Here is a 21,639-nt window from a genome sequence, read left to right as displayed (position 1 = left end):
TTTTTGTATCTAATCGCCAACGTAATCTTTGAAGCCTTGAGGCGGGTGATTGAGAAAATCGGCTAAAGGCAGTGGTGCTTGGCACATCCCCTCTTCCACCCAGATCACGTCATCGGCAAAGTGTTCAACATCTTTGATATCATGGCTCACCATTAAAAGCGTCGCCCCTGCGCGCGCGCCAATATCACGTGCTAAATCAACCATATCCGAGCGCATTGATGGCCCGAGCGCTGAAAACGGTTCATCCAGCAAGATCAGGGGCTTTTGCTGCACCAACAATCGCGCCAAAGCCACACGGCTTTGTTGCCCGCCAGACAATGCGGCGGGGCGGCGTTGGCCAAAATCACCAAGCTCGACAGAGCGCAATGCATCATCAACCTGCTCGGTCTGTTTGGGCGATAATTTCAAACTCGGCTTGATCCCAAGTCCGACATTTTGAACCGCCGTCATATGTGGAAATAGATTGTTGTCTTGAAACACAGTCGCAATGGGTCGCTGGCTTGGCGGCTGGTCTGTGATGTCGAGCCCCTGCCACAGCACCCGCCCGCTTGTCGTGGCCAGATACCCGCCAAGCACGGACAGCAGCGTGCTTTTACCTGCCCCTGACGGACCCAAAACAGCAACGCGCCGCCTCGTGGGGATGTCAAAATTGGCCTGCAAGCGAAAGTCATCTTGCTGTACGACGACATTCTTAAGACACAGCATGCGCCCGCCCCCCTCTGTCAAAAAGATAAAACAACACAAGGCTCAACAGCAGCAGCAAGAGTGCCGCACCCATAGCTTGGTCCATGCGATATGCGCCCATGAGACGGTAAATTTGCAATGGCAAAGTGGCCCCATCTGGGCGTGCAAACAAGGTCACAACGCCCAAGTCCCCCATCGACAACGCTGCGGCCAGCCCAGCGGAAAATCCCATTGGCGCACGAATACGCGGCAAGATCACCAGCCTCAAACGTGCCCACCCGACAAGACCAAGACTGTCGGACAATAGCCCAAACTGTTGCTCACTTGATCGCACGGCGGGCCCAATGGATCGCAAAACAAACGGCAGCGACATGACCGCATTCACCAGCGCAGTCACCGCCAAAGCGATGCTTGCGGGATCAACATATGGGAACACCAAAATGAACAAGCCCGTTCCCATGACCAATGGCGAGGCAGCAACACTTAGCATGCCGACACCCTCTAACCATTGCCACCTAATGGCAGCAAGCGCCAAGGCCAGCGCGAACACCAGCGACAGACCTGCCGATGTAACGGCAGTCAAAACCGACCGCAACGCCGCTGTCCAAACCGCTTCAGGCAATGACATCACACTTGATGCCCCCTGCATCACAATCGCCAACAAAGGCACGATCAAAAACAAAGACGCCATAACGATCCACACCGCATCAAGCACTTTGAGTCTGAAACGCCCCGTATCAAATCGTTGAACGATCCGATCCTGCCCGCTCATCACAGCTTGTGGAACATGCAGCCAAAGCGATGCGATCGCAGCAATCGCGCAGATCACAAATTGGATGCCAGCCAAAAGGGCCGCTTTGCCAATATCAAAGTCAAATTTGAACGCTTGATAAATGGCCAACTCAACAGTTGTCGCTTTTGGCCCCCCGCCAAATGTCAGCGCCACGGCAAAACTGGTTGTACAGATCAAGAAAATAATTGCCAAAATCCCAGGCGCAAGTGTGCGCAACATCGGCCATTCAATATGGTGAAACGTGTCTTGCGAGGTGAAATTCAGCGCACCTGCCAATCTGAATTGCTCTGCTGGAATAGACACCCAACCGTGTAGCAAAAGACGTGTCGCAAGGGGCAGGTTAAAAAACACATGTGCCAACAGAACGCCATGAAATCCATAGATCGAAATAGGCTCTAACCCGGCTAAATTTAGTAAATAAGCAACGATACCAGACCGCCCGAACACAGCGGTTAGTCCCAAGATCGCAACGATCACGGGCAAAATAAACGGCGCGCCCAGCAGGGTGATCAATGCACCGCGTCCCCAAAAGGAGCGCCGCGCCAAAGCCCGTGCCACAGGAATTGCAAGGCCTACGGACAGCACTGCAGACCAGAATGCCTGCACCACAGTAAACCTCACAGAGGCCCAATCAAAGTGATCAAGTGCTCCGAAACTGTCCGCACGCAGCGCCACAGTCAGCAAAGTGCCGAGGCTAAAAAACGTCACCAATCCAGCGACAATCAGCCCCGGCCAAGGGTTTATTGCGAGAACGCGGCGCGCCATTCAGCGATTGCCTCATCCCGAAGCGCTGCGGCTTCGTCTTCATTCAGAAAAATTGCTTTCTCAGGGTAATTGAGTTGAGAAAACTCGGTCGGCCATTGCTCTTTTGGCAAAGCAGCAGGGTAAGACCAGTTGGCGGTTGGGATCAGTTTTTGAAACTTTTCATCCATGATGAACGCCATGAATTGATCTGCAAGTTCAGGTTGGTCAGTCGTTTTCAACTTGGCGGCCAATTCAACCATGAAGTAATGCCCTTCGTCGAAAAGAGCCGCCGATTTGGACTGATCTTCTTCGGCAATGATGTGGTAGGCGGGCGATGTTGTGTAAGACAGCACCATATCGACTTCGCCGTCTGTGAACATACCATATGCCTCAGACCAGCCTTTGGTCACAGTGGTCACTTTGGGCGCTAGTTTTGCCCATGCTGCCTCGGCATCATCGCCAAACACCTGCTTGCCCCATAGAATCAAAGCCAGACCAGAAATAGACGTACGCGGATCTTGGATCGCAATTTTCCAATCTTCTTCGCTGTTCACAAGCTCGGCAAAGCTGGTGGGCGGATTGGTGATTTTGGTGTTGTCGTAAACAAATGCCGTATAGCCCCAGTTAAAGGGCAAAAACGTGTCATCTGTCCAATCAAGTGGCAAAGTCAGCGGTGACATGTCGACGCCATGCGGCACAAACAGACCCGATTCCCGCGCTTTTTTGGTCACATCAGAATTAAACCCAATCGCGATGTCGGCATTTGTGCGTGCGCCTTCGAGCAGCAAACGAGGTAACAGATCGCCCGTGACATACTCGATTTCACAATCGCATGTTTCCTCAAACGCCGCTTTGATTGCAGGGCCTGGACCCCATTCAGATCCAAAGTAATCTGGTGCATAAATGGTCAAAGGATCAGCAAAAGCTGATGTGGCCATAAGGCTGGCGGCAAGTGTTAGGCTATATTTCATAGCTCGCTCCATTCAAAAAATGGGCGAAGAAAAAGGTCGCATCCTATGAGGCGAATACCTTCCCTCCGCCGGTTTTAGCCGGGTCAGGTTCTACGGGTCCGCTTGCGCATCTCAGCCACATCTGGTGGCACCCCGAGGTAAGCCGCAATCTAGCGTTAATCGTACAAAGCGCAAGCCCCAGACGCCGTGCCCCCTTTTCGAGCGGCTCAACACCCGTTAAACGAATAGGCGATCAAGGAGCACACCATGAGCATGAACACATTCGGTCACCTATTTCGTTTCACCACTTGGGGCGAAAGCCACGGCCCAGCCTTGGGCGCGACTGTCGATGGGTGCCCCCCGGGTATTGAGTTGAACGAAGAGATGCTACAAATCTGGCTTGATAAGCGTAAACCGGGCACGTCAAAATATACAACCCAGCGGCGCGAGGCCGATCAGGTTGAGATACTGTCAGGTGTGTTCGAAGGTAAAACCACAGGCACGCCCATCCAGCTGATGATCCGTAACACCGATCAGCGCTCTAAAGACTACGGTGATATTTCTGAAAAGTTCCGCCCCGGTCATGCTGACATCACCTATTTCCAAAAATACGGTATTCGCGATTACCGAGGCGGTGGGCGCTCTTCTGCGCGCGAAACTGCTGCACGTGTTGCAGCTGGTGGTATTGCGCGTGCGGCGCTGGCGCAGTTGATCCCAAGCCTTGAGATTAAAGGGTATATGACCCAAATCGGCCCAAATGGTATCATCGGCGAACGGGATATGTCGGAAATCGACAACAATCCGTTTTGGGTGCCCAGCGCTGTGACTGCCAAAAATTGGGCGGATTATTTGGATGACATCCGCAAATCAGGCTCATCGGTCGGCGCTGTGGTCGAAGTTGTAGCAAAAGGCGCACCAGCGGGTCTTGGCGCGCCTATCTATGCCAAAATCGATACGGATTTGGCCTCTGCCATGATGTCAATCAACGCCGTCAAAGGTGTGGAAATTGGCGAGGGCATGAATGCCGCGATGCTGACAGGAAAAGAAAACGCTGACGAAATTCGCATGGGCCCTGATGGACCTGAATATATGTCGAACCATGCCGGTGGTATTCTTGGTGGTATTTCGACAGGCCAAGATTTGGTCGTGCGCTTTGCGGTGAAGCCAACAAGTTCGATCCTAACATCACGCAAGACGGTCACGAAAAGCGGTAAGGACACGGATTTGATCACCAAAGGGCGTCATGACCCTTGTGTCGGCATCCGCGCCGTGCCCGTGGGCGAGGCGATGATGGCCTGTGTGATATTGGACCACTTTTTGCTGCATCGTGGTCAGAATGGCGCGGAACCTTTGGGCGTGTTTGGAAAGTAAGTTAAGCTTTTGACAACTGCACTGCCAAGATGCCGATCATAATCGTCACCACTCCAACGATATCCCAAACATTCACGCGTTCGCCCAGCAGGACTGCGGCGATCGCGACCCCGAAAAACGGGTTCAAAAAGTGAAAGGCCGCGCCTTTGACTGTTCCGATACGCTCGACCAATTTAAACCAAAGCCATGTTGCGAAAAGGCCGGGCACAAACGTCGTATAAAGCATCGCGACCACGAGACTGGTCGACATGGTAACGTGGTAAACATCCACCAAAGGTGACAAGAACGCCAGCACCACACTGCCAATCAAGCTTTGCAGCCCCACCACCATCAACACATTGGGTCCAGCACCGACAGACCGCAAAGACAGTGTCGCAACAGCAAGTGCAATGGTGCCAACGACACACATCAAAATACCAACCATATCGCTGCCAGCAGACAGGCGTGTGCCCATAATCAGCAAAACACCCAAGAACCCGATGCCCAAACCAAGTGCAGCTACGGGGCGCGGCCTTTCATGCAAAAAGAGCGTTGAAATTAACGCAACGACGAGCGGCATTGATGACGCCAGCACAGAGGCCAATGATGCTTCGACAGAGCGCATCGCCAGAAAATAAAGACCCAGATAGGCTGCGTTTTGGCACACGCCAAAAATAATGATCGCCCGCCACTGTTTGCGTGTGAAATGCCAATTCTGGCCCAAAGCGCGCGCCAAAAGAACACCTGCAATACCGGACATCAAAAAGCGCAGCGCAAGCGATGCCAAAGCGGGGGCATCTGCGACAATAATACGAGCCGATGTAAAGGCAGAAGACCACATCAAAACAAAAGCCAAGCCCATCAAAAGTGCTTTAAAATCCATTGGTCTTTCTCAATTCATTTATTAAAACGAAAAGGGCCGCGCAAATGCACGACCCTCCCAAATAGCAAAGCGAGTGAATTTTACTCGTTCACGCTATCTTTAAGCGCTTTTGCAATTGTCATTTTTACAACTTTGTCAGCATCTTTTGGCATTTGCTCACCCGTTTGTGGGTTACGCACCATACGTGCTGGACGTTCGCGACAATAGATTTTGCCAACACCAGGAAGGGTCACGGCGCCGCCAGCAGAAACTTCGCGCGTGATGATCGCAGTTACAGCTTCAAGAGCAGCACCAGCAGTTTTTTTATCTGCGCCCAGTTCTTCTGCCAAAGCAGCAACGAGCTGGGTCTTAGTCATTGGTTTCGACATGTCTGTATCTCCTCATCTCCCCCATGGATTAGGGGGTTATCGAGCATTTCTAAGCCAATATAGTAGGTCCACACAACGCTTAGTGTGGCAAACCATGACATTTTCATAACTTTTACGGCATTTTTCCGCTTTAAAGGAACGCAGTTTCCTCAAATGAACGCAATTTGCGACTGTGAATCCGCTCGATAGGCATTTCTCTTAAGATTTCCATCGCGCGAATACCGATCAACAAATGCCGTGACACTTGGCTTTTGTAGAAATCAGACGCCATGCCAGGCAACTTAAGTTCGCCATGCAAAGGTTTGTCAGACACACACAAAAGCGTTCCATAAGGCACACGGAACCGAAATCCGTTAGCGGCGATTGTCGCGCTTTCCATATCCAATCCAACAGCACGCGATTGCGACAAGCGCTGCACAGGACCTGATTGATCCCGCAGCTCCCAGTTGCGATTGTCGATTGTTGCAACCGTGCCAGTACGCATGATCCGCTTCAGCTCGTATCCTTCAAGCTGCGTCACCTGCGCCACCGCCCCTTCAAGCGATGTTTGAATTTCGGCAAGCGCAGGAATAGGCACCCAAACAGGTAGATCAGCATCCAGAACGTGATCTTCGCGCAGATAGGCGTGGGCCAAAACAAAGTCGCCAAGGCGCTGAGAGTTTCGAAGCCCCGCACAATGTCCCACCATGATCCACGCGTGCGGGCGAAGCACTGCAATGTGATCCGTGGCTGTTTTGGCGTTGGACGGACCAACCCCGATGTTCACCAACGTGACGCCAGATCCATCTGCCCGCTTCAAGTGATATGTCGGCATCTGCGGCATCTTTTCGACGGGATCGATCGGTGTCTCAGGGTCCGTGATTTCAACATTTCCAGTGCTGACAAAGCTTGTGTAGCCGCTATCTGGATCGGCCAGCTGAGTGCGCGCATAGGCTTCGAATTCTGACACGTAGAACTGGTAGTTCGTGAACAGCACATGGTTTTGGAAATGATCTGCATCGGTGGCGGTGTAATGAGACAACCGCGCCAACGAATAATCGATGCGCTGTGCTGTAAAGGGCGCCAAAGGGCCAGACCCATCTTCGTAATGAAACTCAGACCCGTTGACGATATTATCATGCGTGGTCGACAAATCAGGAACGTCGAAAACATCCCGCAACGGATAATCCATCACGCCTTCTTGTGGGACAGTGATGCTGTCATCATTTGCCACGGCAAAATGAACCGGCAAGGGCGTTTGCGATGGACCAATACCTACTTTTATGTCGTGGTTTGCGATCAATTGCTGCAACTGAAACGTCAGATAGTTTCGAAACAAATCAGGGCGCGTGATCGTGGTCGAATAAATTCCAGGCTTTGACACATGGCCAAATGACAACCGACTGTCTGACGACGCATAGGACGCGACGACAACGCGAATCTCTGGGTAATATGCACGGTACCTTGCAGTTGGTTTTGCCCCACCAGCAACACGTGAGAATTGCGACGTCAAAAATGTCGTTGCCTCGACGTATAGCTCTTCAAGCCGCTGAACAGCTGCGGCGGCATCCGAAAAAAGCTCTGGGGCACGATGGGGAGGCGTTTCAAGCTTAAATCCTGTATCAGACATATCTACGGTTCCTCAAATGCGATCTTCAATTGGTGTCACGGCCTTGATCCTTGACCTTTGGGTGTGCATTGTCACCAACTCCAAGGGCGACGCAAGCCCAGTGCGCACGCTAGTACATTCTTATCGGACATCACATCATGCCAGATCATCTCTTTTCATACGGTCACGGTTATTCTGCCCAAGCTCTCGCGGCCCTTTTGCTGCCCCTAAACTGGGACATCACAGGAACAACGCGCAGGTTGGACAAGGCTCTAACCTTGCGCAAAACAGGCATGACGTGCCGTGTACTGCCAGACGAAACGATTCATGATGATCTGCTCAAGGCCACTCATTTTTTAACATCGGCTGCGCCCACGGATGCAGGTGATCCATTTTTGGCGCAGCACTTGGAAAGCCTAAAAGATGCTGCAAAAAATTTGAAATGGGTCGGGTACCTGTCGACCACTGGCGTTTATGGCAACCATGATGGTGATTGGGTGGATGAAACCACCCCCCTGACCCCCGCGACCAAGCGCGGTAAAGCACGTGTCGAAGCCGAAGCACACTGGATCGCGGTGGCCAAAGACCTTGGCCTAAACCTAAAGATTTTCAGACTTGCGGGGATATATGGCCCGGGGCGCGGACCTTTTGCCAAAGTGCGAAACGGCACTGCACGGCGTATCATCAAGCAAAATCAGATTTTTTCACGCACCCATGTCGAAGACATTGCGCAGGTTCTTTTAGCGTCGATACATCGTCCCGATTCCAGCCAAATATTCAATGTGTGCGATGATATGCCCGCCCCACCCGAAGACGTTATTGGCCATGCTGCCGAACTGTTGGGATTACCGATCCCCGCCACTGAAGACTTTGAGACCGCGCAGATGACACCGATGGCCCGCAGCTTTTATGCGGAAAGCAAAAAAGTGCGCAATGATCGGATCAAAGATGCGTTGGGCGTGTCGCTGATTTACCCTGACTACCATTCGGGCCTTAAAGCGCTCTTGGCCGCTGAAAGCTGATCAGGCGCGCTTGGCAGAAATGTCGGTGATTCCCAAAACATGCAGCACTTTGGCTTCAATATCTGCAGCGTTCAACCCTGCCGTGGCGTACATATCTTCGGGGCTGGATTGATCGATAAACGTATCGGGCAGCACCATTGATCTGAACTTTATGCCACGATCAAACACGCCCTCATTGGCAAGAAAATCGGCAACATGTGACCCAAATCCACCGATAGCGCCCTCTTCTACCGTAATCAGGGCCTCGTGATTTTCGGCCAAAGTGCGAATAAGTTCATGGTCCAAAGGCTTGGCAAACCGCGCATCTGCAATGGTGGGCGTAATGCCTTTTTGGGCCAAGCTTTCGCACGCTTTGCGCACAGCATCCAAACGGGTGCCAAACGACAAAATAGCAACGCGCGCGCCCTCTTGAATGATGCGCCCTTTACCGATTTCAATCGGCGTGCCGCGTTCTGGCAGCTCAATACCAACACCCTCACCACGTGGATACCGAAACGCGATAGGTCCATCATCATGGGCCGCAGCTGTCGCCACCATGTGTACCAATTCGGCCTCATCCGCAGCGGCCATCACAACAAATCCGGGCAGATTTGCGAGAAACGCAACATCAAAAGACCCTGCATGCGTGGCACCATCAGCACCGACCAAACCAGCGCGATCAATCGCAAACCGGACAGGCAAACGCTGAATCGCAACATCATGCACAACTTGGTCATAACCGCGTTGCAAAAACGTTGAATACATCGCGCAAAAGGGCTTCATCCCACCAGCAGCCAAACCAGCCGCAAAGGTCACGCCATGCTGTTCGGCAATGCCCACGTCGAAACAGCGTGATCCATAGCGTTCAGCAAACAAATTGAGCCCTGTGCCATCAGGCATCGCAGCCGTTACAGCGCAAATCTTGTCATCCTCAGCCGCTTCTTGCAGCAGGGCTTTGGCAAAGACCGACGTGTAAGACGGGGCATTGGGGGTCGATTTCTGTTGTTTTCCGGTCAGCACATCGAACTTACTTGTCGCGTGACCTTTGTCGAGCGCACGTTCGGCGGGGGCGTAACCTTTGCCCTTTTTGGTAATCGTATGGATCAAAACTGGGCCAGTGGCACGGGTTTTAACTGTGCGCAAAACCGACAAAAGCTGATCCATATCGTGACCATCAATCGGGCCAACATAGGAAAATCCAAGCTCTTCAAACATCGTGCCGCCAACAGTCATGCCCTTGAGCATTTCCTTGGCGCGGCGCGCACCCTCTTGAAAGGGCGGCGGCAACAAAGACACCGCGCCCTTGGCGGCAGCTTTCAATTCTTGAAACGGTTCGCCCGCATAAAGGCGGGACAGATAGCTGGACAGCGCCCCGACAGGTTCGGCAATCGACATTTCATTGTCGTTGAGAATCACAAACAACCGCTTGCCCAAATGGCCCGCATTGTTCATCGCCTCAAACGCCATGCCCGCAGACATGGACCCGTCACCGATTACAGCAATTGCATCGCCCAGCGCGGGATCAGGCGCACCACCCAAATCGCGCGCCACAGAAAATCCAAGCGCGGCAGAGATAGACGTCGAACTGTGGGCAGCCCCAAAGGGGTCAAATGGACTTTCCGAGCGCTTGGTGAAACCAGACAACCCATGCTTTTGGCGCAAGGTGCGAATTTTATCGCGACGCCCTGTCAGAATTTTATGGGGGTAACACTGATGCGACACATCCCAGATCAGTCGGTCTTTTGGCGTGTCAAAAACGGCATGCAGCGCGACCGTCAATTCGACGACTCCAAGACCCGCGCCCAAATGCCCACCTGTTTCCGACACCGCTGAAATGGTCTCGGCGCGCAGTTCACTGGCGACGCGTTTCAGCTCTGAATCGGACAAGACCTTCAAATCCGCAGGGATTGAAACTCGGTCAAGCGTTGGGGTGTCGGGACGATCAGACATGCGCTTTAGCTTTCTTAGGTTTCGCGGGAAATAACGAACCGAGCGATATCCTGCAAGGTTTCTGCGCGCGCGCCAAACGGGCTAAGTGCCGCACAGGCGTCATCCACCAAGGCGGAGGCGCGTTTTTGTGCCCCCTCAAGCCCCAGCAAAGACACGAATGTCGCTTTGCCAGCGTCCTGATCTTTGCCCACGGCTTTTCCGGTTTTATCTGTGTCACCAATCACGTCCAAAATGTCGTCTTGGATTTGAAAGGCCAGCCCGATCGCTTGTGCGTAACGTGCCAAAGGCGTTTGATCCGCGCCAACAAGCATAGGGCCGGCGATTGCGGCCCATTCAATCAGCGCCCCTGTTTTATTTGCCTGCAATTCAGTGATCGCAAACAAATCAAGCGGGGTCTTGGTCGTTTCCGCCGCGATGTCTTGGGCCTGCCCAAGAACCATGCCTTGCGCACCAGCGGCGCGGGCCATGGCGGCAATCAAATTGAGTCGAACATCGCTCGACTCAGATGTTTCTGAGCGCGCCAACAATTCAAAAGACAGGGTCTGCAAAGCATCGCCAACAAGTACAGCTGTGGCTTCATCCCATTTTTTGTGAACAGTCGGTTGGCCGCGCCGCAAATCATCATCGTCCATGCACGGCAGATCGTCATGCACCAAACTATAGGCATGCATCGCTTCAATCGCTGTGGCGGACCAAACAGATTGCAGAGGATTAATGTCGTAAAGCGCAGCGCTTTCGAGCACCAAAAACGCTCGCAATCGCTTGCCGCCGCTCACAGCATAGCGCATGCCAAGTTCAACGGGGGATTGCCCCATCGGGGACAAAACAGCATCGAAACATGTGTCAACCAGCTGACAACAACGATCAAGTTTAGCGTGCATCAGAGGCCTTCAACAGGTTGCGCAGATGCCGGTTTTCCATCGCTGCCAACCGAGATTTTTTCAACTTTTTCAGTCGCATCTTTCAACTTGGCTTCGCAATGCGCCTTTAACGTTGCGCCACGTTCGTACAGTTTGATGCTGTCTTCAAGCGCCACTTCACCGTGCTCAAGCTTGGCAACGACTTGATCAAGCTCTGCCATCGCCGCTTCAAAGCTCATTTCAGACACAGGTGTTTCGGTCATATCAGCATCTCCTGAAAAACTATTCCTTACTCATCTAGGCCTACCTACAAGGGATTGCCCCCTGTTGGCCAGTTCCAGATCAAGCCTTTGGCAGGAAATTTCCCTATTCGGGGCTCAACATATATCCAGATCCACGTACAGTTTGCAAGAAACGGGGTTGGCGCGGATCGGTTTCAAACTTGCGACGCAGGCGTGTGATTTGAACATCCACGGCACGCTCTTGCGCTTGGCCCCCATCGCGCCCGAGCTTTTCAACCAACTCACTGCGCGAGACAGATTCACCAAGCGTCGCGGTAAAGATACGCATAAGCTGTGCTTCGGTCTGCGTCAGACGTACAATTTGATCGCCTTCCCACAATTCACCACGCTCAATGTCATATCTAAAATTACCCAGATGCAGATACTTGGGCAAAGCTGCCACATCTTCAACCTGCGGCACACGGCGCAAAACAGCGTTGATCCGCAATAGCAGTTCTTTGGGCTCAAATGGCTTTGCAAGATAATCATCTGCGCCCGCCTCAAGCCCGGAAATCCGGTCTTCCGTTTCGCCCTTTGCCGTCAAAAGCAAAATAGGCGTCGCCAAAGTTTGCCGCAAACTGCGCGTCAAAGTCACACCATCTTCGCCAGGCATCATGACATCCATCACGATCATATCGAACTCAAGCCCAGCCAAAAGACGCCGTGCATGGGCCGCATCGCGCGCCGCAGTGACGCAAAATCCGTTGCGGATCAAAAACTTTTGTAACAACTGGCGAATGCGTTCATCGTCGTCAACAATGAGAAGATGAATGTCACTCACAGAGTTTTCTCCTTTAACGTATCAAAATAGGTTCTTTGATCTGCGTCCATCATCGCCTCTAGCACATCTCGGAACCCCGCGACAGCTTCGGGGCCAGCCGTGCTAAACGCGACTCGCATACGCGCACGCTGTGCCTCAGACAATTCAGCCTCCAAAGCTTTGCCCTTGGGCGTCAAAAACAAATGCCGCTCACGCTTGTCTCTTTGCCCCACACGGCTTTCGACCAGTTCATCCGCGATAAGGGTGCGCAGAACCCTGTTCAAAGACTGTTTCGTCACTCCAAGCACACCAAGCAACGCGTTCACGGTGGTGCCTTGCGCACGGTTGATAAAGTGCACAGCGCGATGATGCGCACGCCCATACCCGTGTTTATCTAAAATTCTGTCTGGGTCTGCCGTAAAGCCGCGATAGGCAAAAAACATCGCCTCGATCCCTTTGCGCAGCTGTTCATCTTTCAAAAACAATAGGCTCTCACCGCTCCGTGTACTCTTACCGTCGGCCATACTGTCCTCATTCACAATTTACGTAATCTCTGAGCATTTTAAGTCAGCGACATTGACATTCCAAGCTTCAATTGATAGCGCATATCAGGTTTTGCGCAAGATAATGTCTTCGATATCCTATCTATACGCAACAATCGCAAAATGCACTAAAAGTTAAAGGATGGCGCAATGGCTGGTTCATACGAAAATCGCGATGGTAAAATTTGGATGGATGGCGCTCTCGTCGAGTGGCGCGATGCACAGGTTCACATTTTGACCCACGCTATGCATTACGCGTCGTCTGTGTTCGAAGGCGAACGCTGCTACAATGGCAAGATTTTCAAATCACGCGAACATTCCGCCCGCTTGATCAAATCAGGCGAATTGCTTGATATGCCAATCCCATATTCCATCGACGAAATCGAAGCTGCGAAATACGCGGTGTTAGAGGCCAATGGATGGACCGATGCTTATGTACGTGTAATTGCATGGCGCGGCGCGGGCGAAGACATGGGTGTTGCCTCAAACAAAAACCCTGTCCGCATGGCTGTCGCAGCTTGGGAATGGGGCGCTTATTACGGCGATGCGAAAAATGTGGGCGCGAAACTTGATATCGCAAAATGGAAACGCCCTTCCCCCGAGACAATCCCAACAGCCGCGAAAGCTGCGGGCCTTTACATGATCTGCACAATGTCCAAACACGCAGCCGAAGCTAAAGGCTGTTCTGATGCGTTGTTCATGGATTATCGCGGGTATGTCGCCGAAGCGACTGGCGCAAACATCTTTTTCGTAAAAGACGGCGAAGTGCATACGCCAATCCCAGACGCCATTCTCAACGGCATCACCCGCCAGACCATCATTCAAATGCTCAAAGACAAAGGCATCATTGTGCATGAGCGCGTGATCATGCCCGAGGAACTTGCAGGGTTTGAACAATGCTGGCTGACAGGCACAGCGGCCGAAGTCACGCCGGTTGGGCAAATTGGCGACCACATGTTTAAAGTCGGTGCGCTGACACGTGATGTGGCAGAATCCTATGAAAAGCTGGTTCGCAGCTAAAATTAGGAAAATCTAAAGCGTCTTTTGCTAAATCTCTGGCGTTAAATACGCCGGAGATACCAGTTGATGAAAAAAGACACCCTCATTGGAATGCTGATTGCAGCCTGCATAGTGCTTCCGGCCATGGCGGCGTTGGCTGCGTATTTCATTACAAAAAATCCACATTTTCGCCCACTTGGGGTCACCATACAAAAACTCGCAGACGCGGGGCTTATTGCTGAAACTGGTGAAATCATTGCGGTTGTCACGATTGGCGACCAAGCCCCCAAACGGATATCGAACCAAGACTACGCCGACGCGTTAAGGCTGCCGTTCGAACGCTACAACAGCGAAGTTCGGGTCAAGTTTCGATCCACCCCCCAAAGCTCTGCCGTGACAGTGACCTATATGGTTGGGCGAAACAAAATTGGTCCCTACTCATTTTCAGACGCTGCCAGCGGGATCAAAACAGCCGTCCATGCAGAGCGCCTGCTCAAAGCACACAAAATGGCGGCCTTACAAAAAGAACAAAAAGCCCAAGCGGAAAATTCTACTTCTTGGTTTCGCGTCTTTGAAGACTGATACCCCCAGCGCGCTTTAAAACTGCGCCAATGCCCAAGCGGCTGCATCAGCCACCGTCCCATCTGGGTCTGACAAAAGCGGTAGAATGCTCTCACGCAATTCGGGCTGATGTGAGTTTCCGATAGCATACAAAACGTTGCGAACGAAACGATTGCGGCCAATCCGCTTGATCGGAGATCCCGAAAACCGCAGGCGAAACGCGGCATCATCTAACGCGACCAGTTCGCTCAAAGGTGGCGAAACAAGATCCGCGCGCGCGTGGTATCGTATATCCGCAGCATCGACTGCAAACTTATTCCACGGGCACGCGGCCAAACAATCATCGCAACCATAGATACGATTGCCCAAAAGCGGCCGCAGTTCTGCATCAACAGGGCCATGATGTTCAATCGTTAAATATGAAATGCAGCGACGTGCATCAATTTGATAGGGCGCAGGAAATGCATCCGTCGGACACGCCGACAGACATGCTGTACAAGACCCGCAATGATCATGTTCAGCTGGATCAGGGTCGAAATTATGCGTGGTAAAGATCGCCCCTAAAAAGAACCAACTGCCCAAATCGCGACCAACCAAATTGGTATGTTTGCCTTGCCACCCAAGACCCGCCTTAGCACCAAGGGGCTTTTCCATAACCGGGGCCGTGTCGACGAACACCTTGATCTGCGTGTCTGGCCCCGCTTGATCAATAAGCCAACGTCCAACACGTTTTAGACGCTTTTTGACGATGTCGTGGTAATCACGATTGCGGGCATACACCGAAATAGCGCCTGTATCTGTGCGCGCAATAGCCGCCATCGGGTCATCGTCTGGCGTATAGGCTTCGGCCAACATGATCACTGACTTTGCCTCAGGCCACAGCGCAGACGGGTCACCGCGCCACGCCATGCGATCGGCCATCCACGCCATTTGTCCATGGCGCTCCAAGTCGACAAACTGTTGCAGCCTTTCCATGGCTTCGGGCAATTCAGGACGGGCAAAGCCGACCTGCGAAAACCCTTCGGCCAAGGCATGCTGACGCAGTGTTTCTTTGTCTATTTCAGCCAAATCATACGCCCCTTTGGGCTAGCCTAGCTCAAAAATCGAGATCAGCATAATGCTCAGGTGGCGGAAAGCCTGACACATGGTCGGCCAAAAGCGACCGAAATGCAGGGCGTGATTTTATTTTTGCATACCAATCTTTGACGACGGCCGAACGATTCCAATCCACATCGGAAATATAATCAAGCGACGACAAATGCGCAGCGGCAGCAAAATCTGCCAAAGTCATTGAATCGCCAGCAAGCCAACGACGCCGATCCAAAAGCCAAGCCATATAATCCAAATGATACTTGATCGCTTTGGATCCTGCTTTGACGTTTTTAGAATCCGGGTAACCAGACTTGGTCAACTTACGATTCACGCGCTCATACAAAAGATTTGATGTCACATCGTGGTGAAATTTATCATCAAACCAAGACACCAAACGACGTACTTCAAAACGACCCTCGGGGTCGTTTGGCATCAAAGATGGCGTTGGGTGCTTTTCTTCAATGTACTCGCAAATGGCCGCACTTTCGGACAAAATCATGTCGTCGATACGTAAAACTGGAACCTTTCCAGCGGGGTTGCGCCGCAGAAAATCGGGATCGCGTTCCCAATAACGCTCTTCGACAAGCTCCACTTCAAGTTTTTTTTCTGCCAAACTCAAGCGCACCTTGCGGCAAAATGGGGAAAGTGGAACGTGGAAAAGTCGGATCATTGGTACTACTCTTGTTGTTTTATCCCTAAGTGCCGTGAAAGCGCGGGCAGTTCAATCCTCGAAACAGCCAGAACGCCCATCGGCCTGAATTGTCGCCGCGCCATCAACAATTTGCGCGGCCCTTCGCCGAACGAATGGACCCGGACGCCCTGCATTGCGTAGCTTTGGCGCGGGTAAGACGGCTGCGAGTTGCGCGGCCTGTTGGGCAGTCAATTCTTCGGGACCAACCCCGAAATAAGCACGCGCAGCGGCCTCTGCACCAAAAATGCCTTGGTCAAATTCAGCGATGTTCAGGTACACTTCAAGAATGCGTCGCTTTGTCCATGTCAGCTCCACGATCGGCGTCACAATGGCTTCCAACGCTTTGCGCGGCCACGACCGCCCGTGCCACAAGAACGCATTTTTAACCACTTGCTGCGTGATCGTCGACGCACCGCGCCCGCTACCGTCATCAATAGCCGCACGAATCGCATTCAGATCAAACCCCCAATGCGTGCAAAAATTCGCATCCTCGGCGGCAACAACGGCCCGTGCCAAAACAGGAGCCATGCTTTCAAGCGGCACCCATTGATAATCAATGTCACCGTTTTCGCGACGCTCCGACATCATGTATGGCGTCGTCGGAATTGGTATAAAACTATAGGCCAAAATCCAAATAAAGCCGAGAAGACACACCCCAAAAACCAACCGCAAGACGCGCAGACGCTGGCGTGCCAAAAAACCCCGCGGTGCGGCGCTAGACTTTGCAACAGACTTCGCAGGCTTTTTGGGTTTTGTAGTTTTGCGCTGGGGCGCTTTGGATTTTTTGGGTGTTTTGACCATAGTGCAGTGATTCATGGTCTGGTGGGGGAGGTCAAGTCATCGCTGAAAAAACAACCGCATCTGAACACGAAAAAAGCCCCCAATTTCTTGAGGGCTTTTTGTCATTTTCTTGGTGACAGCCTTATTCAGCTGGGATTGCGCCTTTTTCCAACTGCAACGGCACCTTGAGATGCACCAGCATTTCTTTGGGGCACACTTGAATGAAGTTGGCTTTTTCAACATCCCAGTTCGACAAGATCTCAGTCGCCTTCACGGAACCTGTTTCGACAGCATGGCGTTCCACCAAGGACTTAAGCTCATGTTCCCAATGATCAACAGTGACGGGGCATGTCACCAGAGTTTCATGGTTCATCAACTCAAACGCAGTGCCTTCTGGATCATACAGATAAGCCATGCCGCCAGTCATCCCAGCGCCAAAGTTTGCACCAATTGGCCCAAGGATCACAGCGATCCCGCCTGTCATGTACTCACATCCGCTTGAGCCACAGCCCTCGATCACAACGGTCGCACCAGAGTTACGCACAGCGAAACGTTCGCCCGCGCGCCCTGCAGCAAAGAGATATCCATCCGTCGCGCCGTACAAAACAGTATTGCCGATGATGGTATTCTCAGAAGCCTTGAGCGGAGAATGCATCGGAGGACGCACAGAAATGATCCCGCCAGACAGGCCTTTACCGACATAATCGTTGGCATCCCCTGACACTTCGATTTTCAAACCGGGAGCCGCAAAAGCACCCAAAGATTGACCCGCAGAGCCTGTGAGTTTCACAGTCAGGTGGTCGGGTTGAAGATCGTTGCGCATGCCAAAGTTCTGCACGATGTGGCTAGAAGTGCGTGTGCCAATGGTGCGATGCGTGTTTTGCACCGCATAGGACAGCTGCATTTTTTCGCCATCGTTCAAGAAACGCGCAGCGTCAGAAACGATTTGCGCATCCAACGTATCAGGCACGGCATTGCGTGGCTTAGAGCGATCGTAAACGATTTTATCCGCGCCATCGACAGTGATCAAAAGCGGGTTGAGATCAAGATCGTCCAAGTGCGCAGACCCGCGAGACACCTGTGTCAACAGATCAGCACGACCGATGATTTCATCCATAGACCGAGCACCGATAGAGGCCAAAATATCGCGGACTTCTTGCGCGTAGAAGGTGATCAAGTTGACCACTTTATCGGCGTTACCAGTGAACTTTTTGCGCAGATCATCATCTTGCGTACACACACCAACAGGGCATGTGTTCGACTGACACTGACGTACCATGATACAGCCCATCGCGATCAAAGCAGCGGTGCCGATACCGTATTCTTCGGCACCAAGCATCGCGGCCATAACGATGTCACGCCCTGTGCGCAGACCGCCATCGGTGCGCAAAGTGACACGTTCACGCAGGTTGTTCATCGACAGAACCTGATGTGCCTCAGTCAGACCCATTTCCCATGGCAGACCTGCGAATTTAATCGAGGTCGCAGGGGACGCGCCTGTGCCGCCATTGTGACCAGAGATCAAAATGATGTCCGCTTTCGCTTTGGCAACACCCGCTGCAATCGTGCCAACGCCAGAAGACGCCACAAGTTTCACGGTGACTTTACACTTAGGATTGATCTGCTTGAGATCGTAGATCAACTGCGCCAAATCCTCGATAGAATAGATATCGTGGTGTGGCGGTGGTGAAATCAATGTCACGCCTTTGGTCGAATGGCGCAATTTAGCGATCAAGTCTGTGACCTTCATGCCTGGCAGCTGACCACCTTCGCCTGGTTTCGCGCCTTGGGCGACTTTGATCTCAAGCTCTTCACAGGCCAAAAGATACTCGGCTGTGACCCCAAACCGGCCAGACGCGACCTGTTTGATTTTCGCTGAAGCGTTGTCGCCGTTTGGTTCTGGCGTGAAATCATCGGGGCTTTCGCCACCTTCACCAGAGTCCGATTTCGCACCAATGCGGTTCATAGCGATGGACAACGTGCGGTGCGCTTCGGGGGACAAAGCGCCCAAAGACATGCCCGGTGTGACAAAGCGTTTGCGGATCGCGGTGATGGATTCCACCTCTTCCAATGGCACAGGTTTGCCAAGAGGTTTGACATCCAACAGATCGCGCAAGTGAATGGGCGGGTTGGATTTCATTTTGGCAGAATACTGTTTCCACATCTCGTAAGAGGCACGGTCACAAGCGGTTTGCAGCATGTGCATTGACTGCGCTTCCCACGCGTGGGTTTCGCCAGATTTACGCGATTTGTAGAACCCACCGATGGGCAAAGTGTTGCTGCCTAAAAAGCCCTGTGCGTGTACGGCTTTGATTTTCTTTTGAATGCCACCGATACCGATGCCGGAAATACGCGAATGCATGCCTGGGAAAAATTCCGCACACATCGCGCGAGACAGACCTACAGCTTCAAAGTTCAAACCACCACGGTAAGACGAGATCACAGAGATGCCCATCTTTGCCATGATTTTCAAAAGGCCTGCATCGACAGCCGCACGGTAACGCGCGACAGCTTCGGTCAATGTGCAATCCAAAAGGCCGCGTTCAATGCGGTCACTCAGGGAATCTTCGGCCAAGTAAGCGTTCACAATCGTAGCGCCACACCCGATCAGCACCGCAAAGTAATGCGGATCGATACATTCAGCAGAGCGCACGCCAAGCGAACAGAACGTCCGCAGACCTTTTTTAGTCAGCCAGCTGTGCACACCGGATGTCGCCAAAATCATTGGCATCGCCACGCGGTCCGCGCTTTGTGCTTGATCGCTCAAAACAATATGACCGCCACCAGAACGCACGGCCTCTTCAGCCTCTGCGCGGATACGATCTAACGCCTCGCGCAAAGCTGTGTTGCCACCATCCACAGGGAAGGTACAGTCGATTTCGGTCATGCCCGCGTTGAAGCTGCCTTTGAGCGCTTCAAATTGCGCATTGCCCACAAATGGACTGTCGAGCACCAAAATTTCAGTCTGAGCAGAGCTTTCGTCCAAAACGTTTTTGAGATTCCCAAAGCGCGTTTTGAGCGACATCACCCGATATTCACGCAAGGAATCAATCGGAGGATTGGTGACCTGCGAAAAGTTTTGACGGAAGAAGTGGCTCAACGGGCGGTATTTTTCGGACAAAACAGCAGAAGGCGTATCATCGCCCATAGAGGCCAAAGCTTCTTTGCCATCTTCGGCCATAGGCGCAAGAATTTGCTCAAGCTCTTCAATAGAATAGCCCGCAGCAATTTGACGTTGCTTCAACTCAGCACCGCTGAAAATCGCTTTTTCTTCAAGACCAGACAGCACAGGCTCGAGATCTTTGATCTTGCTCGCCCATTCGCCAAACGGCTGCGCTGCGGCAAGTTTGTCTTTCATTTCAGTGTCGTGATAGAGCTTGCCTTCGACCATATCGATCGCCAGCATTTGCCCTGGACCCAATGCGCCTTTTTCAACGACAGTCGCCTCGTCAGTTGGCACCATGCCCACTTCGGACCCAGCGATCACAAGACCATCCCCTGTCACGACATACCGCATCGGGCGCAAACCATTACGGTCAAGACCCGCACAAACCCAGCGACCATCGGTCATCGCCAAAGCGGCAGGACCATCCCATGGCTCCATCACAGAGTTCACATAAGAATACATGTCACGCCAAGCTTGCGGCAATTCAACCGCTTGCTGGGACCATGCTTCGGGCACCAACATTGTTTTAGCCATCGGGGCAGACCGCCCAGCGCGCACCAAAACTTCGAACACAGCATCTAATGCTGCGGAATCGGACGCGCCTTGTGGAACGATAGGTTTGATGTCGTCGGACGTGTCGCCAAAGGTGCTGGAAGCCATACGAATTTCGTGCGACTTCATCCAGTTCATGTTGCCTTTAAATGTGTTGATTTCACCGTTGTGCGCCAACATGCGAAACGGCTGTGCAAGCCACCACTGCGGAAATGTGTTGGTGGAATAACGCTGGTGGTAAATCGCAAAAGCAGATTCAAAACGCTCGTCCATCAAGTCAGGGTAGAATTCAGCAACCTGTTCGGCCAGCATCATACCTTTGTAAATGATCGAACGGCACGACAGCGAACACACGTACAATGACTGCACGCCAGCGGCCATAGCAGCTTTTTCGATACGGCGGCGAATGACATACAGCTCGCGCTCGAATGTTTCCTCGTCAACGCCTTTGGAATTCGAAATCAAAATCTGTTCGATCTCAGGACGTGTTGCGTTGGCTTTTTCGCCAAGGCATTCAACACTGACAGGCACATGACGCCAGCCGTAGATGTAGTAGCCCATCCGCAGCACTTCGGATTCAATGATCGTACGACAGGTTTCTTGAGCGCCAAAATTTGTACGTGGCAAGAAAATTTGCCCAACTGCGATCATCTCATTTTCGCGCGGCTTGTGACCTGTGCGTTTCACTTGATCATAAAAGAACGGCACTGGAATCTGAACGTGGATGCCCGCGCCATCACCGGTTTTACCATCAGCATCTACAGCGCCACGGTGCCAGATGGCTTTCAATGCAGAAATGCCGTTTTCGACAACCTTGCGAGATTTCAAGCCATCCACAGAAACAACAAGACCAACCCCACAAGAGGAATGTTCTTCTTCTTCACGGAAGAGAGAATTTTGTGCCATCCACTCGCGTTTTGCTTCTTCGCGTGCAGCCCAGCTTTCATCATATTTTGTCATGTCGGAACCCTTTCTTATGAGTGACCAAAAGGTCAGTGGGTCAGGGCAACTGCCCTTTTAAGACTTCGGGAAGGATCAAATGGG

At 52.3% G+C, this 21,639-nt stretch carries 19 protein-coding genes and 1 riboswitch; of the genes, 4 read left to right on the top strand and 15 right to left on the bottom strand.

The window, feature by feature from the left end; all coding sequences use genetic code 11:
* Window positions 1-9: 9 nt before the first annotated feature.
* From BM025_RS14430 to thiB, 3 genes are read right to left on the bottom strand one after another with little or no spacing between them, the layout of a single operon-like run.
* Entirely contained in the window at window positions 10-705 is a 696-nt protein-coding gene (locus BM025_RS14430; RefSeq protein WP_085850238.1) for a thiamine ABC transporter ATP-binding protein, read from the bottom strand.
* Window positions 692-2,242 carry a thiamine/thiamine pyrophosphate ABC transporter permease ThiP gene (locus tag BM025_RS14425; RefSeq protein ID WP_085850237.1) on the bottom strand — a complete coding sequence of 517 codons (1,551 nt, stop codon included), beginning with the start codon at window positions 2,240-2,242 and terminating at the stop codon, window positions 692-694. Before BM025_RS14425 ends, BM025_RS14430 begins: the two co-directional genes overlap by 14 nt.
* Complete coding sequence (thiB, locus tag BM025_RS14420; RefSeq protein WP_085850236.1) at window positions 2,218-3,192, bottom strand: thiamine ABC transporter substrate binding subunit; 975 nt, start codon at window positions 3,190-3,192, stop codon at window positions 2,218-2,220. Before thiB ends, BM025_RS14425 begins: the two co-directional genes overlap by 25 nt.
* 43 nt (window positions 3,193-3,235) lie before the next feature.
* Window positions 3,236-3,337: riboswitch (TPP riboswitch) on the bottom strand.
* Window positions 3,338-3,438: 101 nt separating this feature from the next.
* Between thiB and aroC the strand changes: the two genes are divergently transcribed.
* Window positions 3,439-4,542 carry a chorismate synthase gene (gene aroC / locus BM025_RS14415; protein WP_085850235.1) on the top strand — a complete coding sequence of 368 codons (1,104 nt, stop codon included), beginning with the start codon at window positions 3,439-3,441 and terminating at the stop codon, window positions 4,540-4,542.
* Window position 4,543: 1 nt separating this feature from the next.
* Here aroC and BM025_RS14410 read toward each other — a convergent pair whose 3' ends face one another.
* The 3 genes from BM025_RS14410 to BM025_RS14400 all read right to left on the bottom strand — a co-directional run bounded on the left by BM025_RS14410 (window position 4,544) and on the right by BM025_RS14400 (window position 7,381).
* Window positions 4,544-5,404 (bottom strand): DMT family transporter, encoded by an 861-nt coding sequence (locus tag BM025_RS14410; protein ID WP_085850234.1) that lies wholly within the window; start codon window positions 5,402-5,404, stop codon window positions 4,544-4,546.
* An 80-nt stretch (window positions 5,405-5,484) separates the two neighbouring features.
* Window positions 5,485-5,772, bottom strand: a complete 288-nt coding sequence (locus tag BM025_RS14405) for an HU family DNA-binding protein (RefSeq protein ID WP_085850233.1) — start codon at window positions 5,770-5,772, stop codon at window positions 5,485-5,487.
* 130 nt (window positions 5,773-5,902) lie between these two features.
* Window positions 5,903-7,381, bottom strand: coding sequence for an AMP nucleosidase (locus tag BM025_RS14400; protein WP_085850232.1), 1,479 nt, complete (start codon window positions 7,379-7,381; stop codon window positions 5,903-5,905).
* Window positions 7,382-7,518: 137 nt separating this feature from the next.
* Between BM025_RS14400 and BM025_RS14395 the strand changes: the two genes are divergently transcribed.
* Window positions 7,519-8,382: an SDR family oxidoreductase gene (locus tag BM025_RS14395; RefSeq protein WP_085850231.1), complete on the top strand. Its 864-nt coding sequence runs from the start codon at window positions 7,519-7,521 to the stop codon at window positions 8,380-8,382.
* On the opposite strand, the gene dxs is transcribed toward BM025_RS14395, so the two are convergent.
* The 5 genes from dxs to BM025_RS14370 form a co-directional block, all read right to left on the bottom strand.
* The gene (dxs, locus tag BM025_RS14390) at window positions 8,383-10,311 is read right to left on the bottom strand and encodes a 1-deoxy-D-xylulose-5-phosphate synthase (RefSeq protein WP_085850230.1); all 1,929 of its coding nucleotides are present in this window, start codon (window positions 10,309-10,311) and stop codon (window positions 8,383-8,385) included.
* Between the two features lie 14 nt (window positions 10,312-10,325).
* Entirely contained in the window at window positions 10,326-11,192 is an 867-nt protein-coding gene (locus BM025_RS14385; protein WP_085850229.1) for a polyprenyl synthetase family protein, read from the bottom strand.
* Complete coding sequence (locus BM025_RS14380) at window positions 11,192-11,434, bottom strand: exodeoxyribonuclease VII small subunit (RefSeq protein WP_085850228.1); 243 nt, start codon at window positions 11,432-11,434, stop codon at window positions 11,192-11,194. Before BM025_RS14380 ends, BM025_RS14385 begins: the two co-directional genes overlap by 1 nt.
* Before the next feature lie 103 nt (window positions 11,435-11,537).
* Window positions 11,538-12,233, bottom strand: coding sequence for a response regulator (locus tag BM025_RS14375; protein WP_085850227.1), 696 nt, complete (start codon window positions 12,231-12,233; stop codon window positions 11,538-11,540).
* Window positions 12,230-12,736 (bottom strand): MarR family winged helix-turn-helix transcriptional regulator, encoded by a 507-nt coding sequence (locus tag BM025_RS14370; protein ID WP_085850226.1) that lies wholly within the window; start codon window positions 12,734-12,736, stop codon window positions 12,230-12,232. Before BM025_RS14370 ends, BM025_RS14375 begins: the two co-directional genes overlap by 4 nt.
* A gap of 168 nt (window positions 12,737-12,904) precedes the next feature.
* On the opposite strand from BM025_RS14370, the gene BM025_RS14365 reads away from it, so the two are divergent.
* Both BM025_RS14365 and BM025_RS14360 read left to right on the top strand, forming a co-directional pair.
* Window positions 12,905-13,774, top strand: coding sequence for a branched-chain amino acid aminotransferase (locus BM025_RS14365; protein WP_085850225.1), 870 nt, complete (start codon window positions 12,905-12,907; stop codon window positions 13,772-13,774).
* 66 nt (window positions 13,775-13,840) lie between these two features.
* Complete coding sequence (locus BM025_RS14360) at window positions 13,841-14,335, top strand: hypothetical protein (RefSeq protein ID WP_085850224.1); 495 nt, start codon at window positions 13,841-13,843, stop codon at window positions 14,333-14,335.
* 15 nt (window positions 14,336-14,350) lie between these two features.
* Here BM025_RS14360 and queG read toward each other — a convergent pair whose 3' ends face one another.
* The 4 genes from queG to gltB all read right to left on the bottom strand — a co-directional run bounded on the left by queG (window position 14,351) and on the right by gltB (window position 21,555).
* Entirely contained in the window at window positions 14,351-15,382 is a 1,032-nt protein-coding gene (gene queG, locus BM025_RS14355; protein WP_085850223.1) for a tRNA epoxyqueuosine(34) reductase QueG, read from the bottom strand.
* Window positions 15,383-15,410: 28 nt separating this feature from the next.
* On the bottom strand, window positions 15,411-16,076 hold the full coding sequence (gene fzlA / locus BM025_RS14350; protein ID WP_085850222.1) for an FtsZ-binding protein FzlA: 666 nt from the start codon (window positions 16,074-16,076) through the stop codon (window positions 15,411-15,413).
* Between the two features lie 51 nt (window positions 16,077-16,127).
* Window positions 16,128-16,898: a monofunctional biosynthetic peptidoglycan transglycosylase gene (gene mtgA / locus BM025_RS14345; protein WP_085850221.1), complete on the bottom strand. Its 771-nt coding sequence runs from the start codon at window positions 16,896-16,898 to the stop codon at window positions 16,128-16,130.
* 121 nt (window positions 16,899-17,019) lie between these two features.
* A complete protein-coding gene (gene gltB / locus BM025_RS14340) occupies window positions 17,020-21,555 on the bottom strand; it encodes a glutamate synthase large subunit (RefSeq protein WP_085850220.1) in 4,536 nt (1,511 codons plus the stop codon).
* Between the last annotated feature and the right edge of the window lie 84 nt (window positions 21,556-21,639).

The organism is Pacificibacter marinus, from assembly GCF_900109555.1.
GTDB classification, from domain to species: domain Bacteria; phylum Pseudomonadota; class Alphaproteobacteria; order Rhodobacterales; family Rhodobacteraceae; genus Celeribacter; species Celeribacter marinus_C.
The sequence above is the reverse complement of the archived record's forward strand: the minus strand, read 5'-3'. Positions and strand labels throughout refer to the sequence as shown.

Coding starts and splice junctions, on each gene's coding strand:
- BM025_RS14430 (WP_085850238.1), bottom strand. CDS start 705: ATGCTGTGTCTTAAGAATGTCGTCGTACAGCAAGATGACTTTCGCTTG.
- BM025_RS14425 (WP_085850237.1), bottom strand. CDS start 2,242: ATGGCGCGCCGCGTTCTCGCAATAAACCCTTGGCCGGGGCTGATTGTC.
- thiB (WP_085850236.1), bottom strand. CDS start 3,192: ATGAAATATAGCCTAACACTTGCCGCCAGCCTTATGGCCACATCAGCT.
- aroC (WP_085850235.1), top strand. CDS start 3,439: ATGAGCATGAACACATTCGGTCACCTATTTCGTTTCACCACTTGGGGC.
- BM025_RS14410 (WP_085850234.1), bottom strand. CDS start 5,404: ATGGATTTTAAAGCACTTTTGATGGGCTTGGCTTTTGTTTTGATGTGG.
- BM025_RS14405 (WP_085850233.1), bottom strand. CDS start 5,772: ATGTCGAAACCAATGACTAAGACCCAGCTCGTTGCTGCTTTGGCAGAA.
- BM025_RS14400 (WP_085850232.1), bottom strand. CDS start 7,381: ATGTCTGATACAGGATTTAAGCTTGAAACGCCTCCCCATCGTGCCCCA.
- BM025_RS14395 (WP_085850231.1), top strand. CDS start 7,519: ATGCCAGATCATCTCTTTTCATACGGTCACGGTTATTCTGCCCAAGCT.
- dxs (WP_085850230.1), bottom strand. CDS start 10,311: ATGTCTGATCGTCCCGACACCCCAACGCTTGACCGAGTTTCAATCCCT.
- BM025_RS14385 (WP_085850229.1), bottom strand. CDS start 11,192: ATGCACGCTAAACTTGATCGTTGTTGTCAGCTGGTTGACACATGTTTC.
- BM025_RS14380 (WP_085850228.1), bottom strand. CDS start 11,434: ATGACCGAAACACCTGTGTCTGAAATGAGCTTTGAAGCGGCGATGGCA.
- BM025_RS14370 (WP_085850226.1), bottom strand. CDS start 12,736: ATGGCCGACGGTAAGAGTACACGGAGCGGTGAGAGCCTATTGTTTTTG.
- BM025_RS14365 (WP_085850225.1), top strand. CDS start 12,905: ATGGCTGGTTCATACGAAAATCGCGATGGTAAAATTTGGATGGATGGC.
- BM025_RS14360 (WP_085850224.1), top strand. CDS start 13,841: ATGAAAAAAGACACCCTCATTGGAATGCTGATTGCAGCCTGCATAGTG.
- fzlA (WP_085850222.1), bottom strand. CDS start 16,076: ATGATCCGACTTTTCCACGTTCCACTTTCCCCATTTTGCCGCAAGGTG.
- mtgA (WP_085850221.1), bottom strand. CDS start 16,898: ATGGTCAAAACACCCAAAAAATCCAAAGCGCCCCAGCGCAAAACTACA.
- gltB (WP_085850220.1), bottom strand. CDS start 21,555: ATGACAAAATATGATGAAAGCTGGGCTGCACGCGAAGAAGCAAAACGC.